The following is a 7,738-nucleotide window of genomic DNA, read 5'->3' as shown; positions in this document are numbered from 1 at the left end:
GTACCACCCGTCGGGGCCGTGGCCGAGCGTGCCGGCGCAGATCGAGTCGCGCTCCTCGCACAGGCTCTCGAGCATGAGCGGGTCGTAGGCGGTGTACTGGTTGTGGTTGACCGACAGCGAGTGGAGCGTCCACGTCAGTGGCGCGGGGGTGCCGCGCTGGTAGCCCTTCGGCACGTAGACGGAGTAGGGCTGGATGTGGCCCAGGAAGTTGGGCCTGCCGTCACCGCTGCCACCGGCCTCGTCCTTCACGACGCCCTGGCCGAGGTCGAGGCGCGAGACGTACCAGCGGTTGCTGGCCCCGCGCACGAGAGGCTCGGCGGTGCTGCGTCGCCGCTCGAGCGCGCGCCAGCGGACGGTGCGGCTGAAGGCCGACACGTCGCCGGCGGCCAGCGCGTCGGCCTGGTGGTCCTCCGACCAGAAGTTGCCGGTCACGAAGCGGGCCTGGCCGTCGGCGCCGAGCTGGTCGAACGGCGGGGTGCCGGCGGCGAGCTCTTGATAGGCCGCCACCAGGGCGGAGGTGTTGCCGCTGGTGTAGATCGCGGGCTCCTGGCGGTGGCTGCGGAAGCCGACGTTGTAGACCCGCGGGTAGGCGCCGGCGCGCAGGCCCGAGATCGACGCCGGCACGAGGGCGCGCCCGCGCGGACCCGCAAGGCCGGCCACGAGGCGCACCTTCCAGCGGCCCTTGACCGGCAGGAGACGGCGCGGCACCTTCACCACGAACGAGCGGGTCTGCTTGTCGACGGTGAGGGAGCCACCGAAGTTCTTCAGGTTGCGGGAGCGCTTGGTGGTGAGGTCCTGCAGCCAGGCGCCCTTGCTCGACACGATGATCGCCTGGTCGAGGCCGGGCGAGGTCACGCCGGCGCCGGCCGGCCACTGGTCGGTACCGGTCGCGGCGGAGGCGTCGGTGTCGAGGCCCCAGACGGCCAGCGGCACGCTCGGGTCGGCGAGGGTGTTCCAGTCGACGCGCCAGTAGGACGCCCGCTTGTCAGCGCCGACGGCTGCGACGAAGACGTCGGCGCCGTTGCCGGCCGCAGCCGGATCGTCGTACGTGTAGACGCCTTGGGTGGGCGCGAGGCGGGCGATGTTGTCGACGGTGAAGCCGCTCGGGATCGCTGCGCCGTGGTCGTCGTAGACGAAGTCGCTCCAGTACGACGCACCGCCGTGCAGCACGCCCGTGCCCGACGTGCGCGACAGCTTCTGCTCGAACGGCCAGCCGCGCGGGACGGCGAGGTCGGGCTCGGCGCGCGTCGCGGCGGCGGGAGCACCTGTCGGGATGTCGGTGAGGTCCGACGGCGCGGCTGCGGCGGTCGCCGGCACGAGCAGGCCGGTCAGACCGAGCCCGAGCGCGAGGATCAGGGGGGAGCGGTGTAGTTGACGCATGTCTGTTCAACGCTCCAGGGCGCGCGACGTCACGTGTCGGTCGTGACGGGTGTCACTCCGCGAGATCGCTGCGCTCGGCCTCGGTGTAGGCGGGCATCGGGGCGCCGGCGACGGTCATCCGCGACTCCCGCATCTGACGGATCTTCTCGCCCTTGAGCGCCATCGCCTCGCGACTCCTGCCGCGCCCGTAGGTGAGCGAGTGCTCACGCTTGACCCCGAGGGCGGCGCCGACCTCGATGGCGTCCTGGTCGGCGCCCATGTACATGAAGTCCCAGCCGTAGTCGCGGGTCTGCTGCTCGACGAGGGCCTTGATCGCCGGCCCGGTCCACTCCTTCGAGGCGTTCTCGAGGCCGTCGGTCATCACCGCCACGATCACGGTGCCGGGACGCTGGTCGTCGGGCAGCGCGGCCAGTCGGGCGCCGGCGTCGGTGATGAGTCGCCCCATCGCGTCGTGGAGCGCCGTCATGCTGCGCGGGCGCAGGTCGAGCGGGGGCACGTCGGCGACGGGGCGGTCGACGTAGACCTCCTCGTAGTGGTCGTCGAACTGGGCCAGCGTCACGCGGCAGGCGCCGGGCGCCTCGCGCTGCTCGGTCACGAAGGCCTCGAAGCCGCCTTCGGTGTCGGACTTGATCGACTGCATCGAGCCGGACCGGTCGAGCAGGAAGTAGACGTGGGTGAGGGTCTGGTCGGTCATGTGGCGCTCCTTCGTGACTTGAAACGCATGGGAGAGGACGCCGGCTTCGGGGGCGGTGGTGGCGCCCCCGTCTCGACGTCGTACTTGGCGCGCTCGACGCCGGCTGCGGTGACGCGGCCGCCGTCGTTGGCGTAGCCGCCGAGGGTGCGGGTGCGGGCGAGTCGTGGCCCGACGGCGTTCTCGGAGAGCCCGGCCCGGGCGCCGGCGGAGCGCAGCGAGGCCTTCCCGGTGAGCACCGCCTCGGCGAGAGACTCGTCGATGAGCTCGGTGAGGCGCTCGGCGGCCTCGCGCAGGTGCGGCAGCGCCTGGTCGGCGTCGAGGCCGCTGGCGGCATCGAGGGCGGCGCGGACGCTGTCGAAGGCGTGGGGGTCGGGGCTCATGGCGCAAGCATGCCGCACAAACTGCGGACACGCAAGTAGTGCGGCAACGCAGTTGGTGCGCCTTCAGGCATTGGTCAGCGAGTGACGTACGGCGTGAGCAGCTGGTCGACCGGTGCGAAGGCGTCGGTGAGCACGTCGGCGCCACCGATCCAGCGTCGTACGCCGGGATCGTCGAGGACGCCCCACCCGCTCTCGCCCTCCGCGAGTCGACGAGCCAGGGCCTCGGTGTCGAGGGGGGAGTCGGAGGCGTAGGCGACCAGGTTGCCGCCGTCGCCCTCGCGGGCGAGGTCCTCCGGGGGACCGGCCAGGGCCAGGTGCTCGAAGACCGCGCCGAGGGTCGCGAGCTCGGCGCGGGCGAAGGCCAGGGGTCCGTGGTCGATGAGGTTGGCGGCATACACGCCCTCGGGGCGCAGCACCCGGGCGATCTCGTCGACGGCCTCGCGGGTGGTGAGGTGCCACGGCACGCTCACGCCGCCGAATGCGTCGCCGACGACCAGGTCGACGCTCGTCGTGCCGATCTCCTCGATGCCGAGACGGCCGTCCTCGGTGCGCACCTCGAGGTCCGGTCCGGTCTCGAGGGCGAGGCGCTCGCGGTTGACCTGCACGACTCCCGGGTCGAGCTCGGAGACGATGCTCGTCGAGCCGGGTCGCACGACCTGCAGGTAGCGGGGGATGGTCAGGCCGCCGGCGCCGAGGTGGTAGGTCGCCAGGGGCTCCTGGGCGTCGAAGCCGGTGTCGACCATCGCTCCGATCGCCTGGATGTAGTCGAACTCCAGGTGCGTCGGGTCGTCGAGGTCGACGTAGGAGTGGCGCAGGTTGTCGAGCACGAGCACCCGCCCCGAGGCGCGCTCGGGGTCGACCTCCACCGAGGCGCAGTGGTAGGCCGTCTCGACGTCGCAGCCGCCCGGTCCGACCGCAGCGCCCACCCCGCCGAGGCCGACCAGCACGAGCGAGGTCACCACGGTGCGCCGCACGAGACCGAAGCGTGCCTCCAGCGCCAGCCCGACCACCACCAGGATCAGTCCGAGGCCCACCATGATGCCGCTGACCGGCACCCGTGAGATCAGCACGAAGCCGGTGACCACGGTGCCCAGCACCGCACCCACCGTGCCGATGCCGGAGAGCCGCCCAACGACCGATCCGGTCTCGTCGAGCCGCACGAGCTGCAGCTTGGTCACGGCCGGGGTGACGGCCGAGAGCAGCATCGCCGGCACCAGGATCGCGATCCCGGAGGCCAGGACGACCAGCGAGCCGCTCGCGACCTCGGCCGACGTCCGCACGAGGAACGGCGTGGCGGCGACCACCACGCCCGAGACGAGCAGGAACGGCCCGATCAGTCGACGCGGCGGCACCCGGTCGGCGATCCGACCGCCCCACCACGAGCCGGTGGCGATCGCGGCGAGCGCGACGCCGATCACCAGGGTGCTGGTCTCGAGAGTCAGACCGAGGTACGGCGCCAGCAGGCGCAGCGCGACGATCTCGACGACGAGCACGGCTGCCGAGGACCCGAAGACGAGGGCGCCGGCGCTCAGGTCACTGAGGGCTCCACCGGAGGGTGAGGGGTCGGCGGGCGCGTCTGTCACGCTCAGAGCATGGCAAACGCGTCTGTACCCCGATGAGCGCCACCAGGGCGGCCCGGCAGAAAGCCGTTCGCGCAGCCGCCGGCGGCGACCTAGAATCGAGGCATATGACGAACGCACCTGACTTCTCCCTCGCCGACGAGCTCGACGAGACCTCCGACTGGGATCCCGACCACGAGCCCGACGACTTCGTCTCCGGGTACGCAGACGAGCCCGACCCCGAGGACGTCCCCACCGTCGGCGCGATGGAGCTCGCCGAGCGCCACCAGCTGCGCCGTGTCGCGAGCCTGCGCACCGAGCTCGAGGACATCACCGAGGTCGAGTACCGCCAGCTGCGCCTCGAGCGCGTCGTCCTGGTCGGCGTCTGGACCAGCGGCAGCGTCGCGGACGCCGAGAACTCCATGGCCGAGCTCGCGCTGCTCGCCGAGACCGCCGGCTCCGAGGTGCTCGAGGCGATCTACCAGCGCCGCCAGACCCCCGACCCGGCGACGTACGTCGGTCGCGGCAAGGTCGAGGGCATCGAGGAGATCGTGCGCGCCACCGGCGCCGACACCGTCATCTGTGACGGTGAGCTCGCTCCCAGCCAGCTGCGCAACCTCGAGGACCGGCTCAAGGTCAAGGTCGTCGACCGCACCGCTCTGATCCTCGACATCTTCGCCCAGCACGCCAAGTCCCGCGAGGGCCAGGCCCAGGTCGAGCTGGCCCAGCTGTCCTACATGAAGCAGCGCCTGCGCGGCTGGGGTGGCAACCTCTCGCGCCAGGCCGGTGGTCGCGTCGGCGCCGACGGCGGCGGCATCGGTGGTCGTGGTCCGGGTGAGACCAAGATCGAGACCGACCGTCGTCGCATCAACGACAAGATCGCCAAGCTGCGCCGCGAGCTGAAGGCGATGAAGGGCACGCGCGACACCAAGCGCCAGGACCGTCAGCGCCACCAGATCCCCTCGGTGGCGATCGCGGGCTACACCAACGCCGGAAAGTCCTCGCTGCTCAACCGGCTCACCGGTGCGGGCGTGCTCGTCGAGGACTCGCTGTTCGCCACGCTCGACCCCACGACTCGTCGTACGACGACGGCCGACGGGCGCATCTACACGATGAGCGACACGGTCGGTTTCGTGCGGCACTTGCCGCACCAGCTGATCGAGGCGTTCCGCTCCACGCTCGAGGAGGTCGCGGACGCCGACCTGATCCTGCACGTCGTCGACGGCTCGCACCCCGACCCCGAGGGCCAGCTGAGTGCCGTGCGCGAGGTGCTCGCCGACATCGACGCCACCGAGGTGCGCGAGATCGTCGTCATCAACAAGGCCGACCTCGCCGACCCGATGGTGCTCGCGCGCCTCAAGCTCGCCGAGCCGCACTCGGTGGTGGTCAGCTCGAAGACCGGCGCCGGCATCGCCGAGGCGCTGGCGATGGTCGAGGGCGAGCTGCCCCGACCGGGGGTCGAGTTCGACGTCCTGCTGCCCTACGACCGCGGCGACCTGGTCAACCGGCTGCACCAGGAGGGCGAGATCGACGTCCTCGAGCACACCGGTGAGGGCACCCTCGTCAAGGGTCGCGCCAACGAGGACCTCGCGGGCGAGCTCGCCGGCTACTCGGTCTGAGCCGGCTCCTCGGCAGGTAGTTCTTCGGCGCACGCACCGGACGTCCGCCACTGGGACGCGGGGTGCCCGGGTGAAGTAAAGAATGCGGTGGCCGCTTCCTCGTCTTCGCCTTTGTCCCTAGCCTCGAAAGGTCCTGTTCGTCTAGCGAAGGATCTGTCATGGCCCAATCCACGTGGCGCGCTTTCGGCGCAGCCCTGCTCGCGATCTGCCTCCTCGGCGTGGTCGGCTCGGTGTCCTACGCCGCCGGAACCAAGACCGTCGCGCTCGGCACCGCCAACAAGTCGTCGAAGGCGACGATCCTGCAGACCAAGAAGGGCCCGGCGCTGGTCCTCAAGACCAAGAAGTCCTCCCCGCCGATGAAGGTGAACTCCAAGAAGCGAGTCGCCAAGCTCAACGCAGACAAGGTCGACGGGCTCGACGCCGAGCAGCTCTCGCCGAGCACGACGACCTACCCGTTCAGCACCCCTGGAGACAGGGGACTACAGGACTTCTTCGTGATTCCGGACGTGGCGCCCGGCACCTACCGGTTCGACATCAACGCCTCGCTGGTCCCCGCCGGTCCCGAGACGAAGATCGGCTTCTGCGGGTTGCTGCTGGAGGGTGACGTCCGAGACTTCGTGGGCGGGAACTCGTCACCGATCGATGCGGGCCTGGGATATCGGGGGAACGTCAGCATGTCTGCGATCGTGACGGTGTCCGCCGACGAGCAGGTGATCGTCACCTGCCAGGTGGACCAGGGTTCGTTCAGCTACTTCGAGGATTTCCCGATGACCGTCTCGGTGACGCCTGTCCTCCAGGAGTCGTTCGGCACGTTGATCGAGCTGCCGTAGTCACAGGCCACGATGGACGAATCTCCCGCTTGTGTCATGGAACTTCATGACAGAAGCGGGAGATTCTCCGCTGAAGTGGTGAATCTGCCGCCGACGCACGAGCCCAACCTCACACCCCATCCACAGGCCCACCCGCACGGTGCACGCCAGGTCGGTGGACGCCGTTAGGGTGCTCGGGTGCCTGATGCCCCCGCCCCCGCCGCCGCTGCCGCCGCCGACTCCGCGGTGCGCGAGGTGCTCGGCACGGCGGTCGCGGCCCTGGGTGGCTCGGAGCGCTCGGGCCAGGTCGCGATGGCCGAGGCGGTCGGCGCGGCCCTGCGCACCAAGGAGCACCTGCTGGTGCAGGCCGGCACGGGCACCGGCAAGTCGCTGGCCTACCTCGTGCCCTCGCTGGTCCACGACAAGCGGGTCGTCATCGCCACCGCCACGCTCGCCCTCCAGCACCAGCTCGTCGAGCGCGACCTGCCCCGGCTGATCGAGGCCGTCAAGGGCGCGCCCGGGGTCGACACGTCGTACGCCGTGCTCAAGGGTCGCTCCAACTACGCCTGCCTGCACCGCATCCGCGAGGGCGTGCCCGACGACCAGGGCGTGCTGGTCGACGTGCCGCAGGGCTCGATGGCCGAGAAGGTGCTCGAGCTGCGCTCGTGGGCCGAGCAGGAGGCCTCCGACAAGGGTTCCGGCGAGCGCGACGCTGCGCCCCGCCATACCGACCGGGAGTGGCGCCAGGTGAGCGTCAGCCACCGCGACTGCCTGGGGGCGGCCAAGTGCCCGTTCGGGCAGGAGTGCTTCGCCGAGGTCGCCCGCGAGAAGGCCCACCGCTCGCATCTGGTGATCACCAACCACTCGCTGCTCGCGATCGACGCCATCGAGGGCGTCCCGATGATCCCCGACTACGACGCGGTCGTCATCGACGAGGCTCACGAGCTCACCGCGCGGGTCACCCAGGCCGCCACCGACGAGCTCACCGCCGCCGACGTCGAGCGGGCTGCCCGCCGCTCGGTGCGCCACGTCGAGGGCAACGAGGCCGACGACCTCGCCGACGCCGGTGAGGCGCTGCGCGACGCGATGGTCGAGGCGCGCCCCGGCCGGCTCGAGCGCATGCCGGTCGACCTCTCAGACGCGCTCGTGCTGGTGCGCGACGCCGCTCGCGCCTGCCTGTCGGCCTACCCCAAGGCCTCCGACTCCAAGAGCAAGGGCTCCGACAGCGGCGAGGCCGACCCGGGCCTGACCCAGGCCAAGGGCACGGTGCAGGACGTCTTCGCGATCGCCGAACGGA

General features: G+C 71.0%; 7 protein-coding genes. 3 read left to right on the top strand and 4 right to left on the bottom strand.

Going from position 1 to position 7,738, the window contains the following annotated elements; genetic code table 11:
- From VOI19_RS09685 to VOI19_RS09670, 4 genes are all read right to left on the bottom strand, one after another.
- Positions 1 to 1,380, bottom strand: a 1,380-nt coding sequence (locus VOI19_RS09685) for a hypothetical protein (RefSeq protein ID WP_323792758.1), incomplete at its 3' end; no start/stop codon positions are given.
- 52 nt (positions 1,381 to 1,432) lie between these two features.
- The gene (locus tag VOI19_RS09680; protein ID WP_323792757.1) at positions 1,433 to 2,074 is read right to left on the bottom strand and encodes a vWA domain-containing protein; all 642 of its coding nucleotides are present in this window, start codon (positions 2,072 to 2,074) and stop codon (positions 1,433 to 1,435) included.
- Positions 2,071 to 2,454: a hypothetical protein gene (locus tag VOI19_RS09675; protein ID WP_323792756.1), complete on the bottom strand. Its 384-nt coding sequence runs from the start codon at positions 2,452 to 2,454 to the stop codon at positions 2,071 to 2,073. Before VOI19_RS09675 ends, VOI19_RS09680 begins: the two co-directional genes overlap by 4 nt.
- A 74-nt stretch (positions 2,455 to 2,528) precedes the next feature.
- Complete coding sequence (locus VOI19_RS09670; protein ID WP_323792755.1) at positions 2,529 to 4,037, bottom strand: fused MFS/spermidine synthase; 1,509 nt, start codon at positions 4,035 to 4,037, stop codon at positions 2,529 to 2,531.
- A 104-nt stretch (positions 4,038 to 4,141) separates the two neighbouring features.
- Between VOI19_RS09670 and hflX the strand changes: the two genes are divergently transcribed.
- From hflX to VOI19_RS09655, 3 genes are all read left to right on the top strand, one after another.
- Complete coding sequence (gene hflX, locus VOI19_RS09665; RefSeq protein WP_323792754.1) at positions 4,142 to 5,632, top strand: GTPase HflX; 1,491 nt, start codon at positions 4,142 to 4,144, stop codon at positions 5,630 to 5,632.
- Between the two features lie 158 nt (positions 5,633 to 5,790).
- A complete protein-coding gene (locus VOI19_RS09660) occupies positions 5,791 to 6,462 on the top strand; it encodes a hypothetical protein (RefSeq protein ID WP_323792753.1) in 672 nt (223 codons plus the stop codon).
- Between the two features lie 177 nt (positions 6,463 to 6,639).
- Positions 6,640 to 7,738 (top strand): ATP-dependent DNA helicase (locus VOI19_RS09655; protein ID WP_323792752.1); only part of this gene is annotated, 1,099 nt, incomplete at its 3' end.

Source organism: Nocardioides sp., from assembly GCF_034670285.1.
GTDB lineage: Bacteria > Actinomycetota > Actinomycetes > Propionibacteriales > Nocardioidaceae > Nocardioides.
Note: the sequence above shows the minus strand (reverse complement) of the source record. Positions and strands in the feature narration are given on the sequence as shown.

Coding starts and splice junctions, on each gene's coding strand:
- VOI19_RS09680 (WP_323792757.1), bottom strand. CDS start 2,074: ATGACCGACCAGACCCTCACCCACGTCTACTTCCTGCTCGACCGGTCC.
- VOI19_RS09675 (WP_323792756.1), bottom strand. CDS start 2,454: ATGAGCCCCGACCCCCACGCCTTCGACAGCGTCCGCGCCGCCCTCGAT.
- hflX (WP_323792754.1), top strand. CDS start 4,142: ATGACGAACGCACCTGACTTCTCCCTCGCCGACGAGCTCGACGAGACC.
- VOI19_RS09660 (WP_323792753.1), top strand. CDS start 5,791: ATGGCCCAATCCACGTGGCGCGCTTTCGGCGCAGCCCTGCTCGCGATC.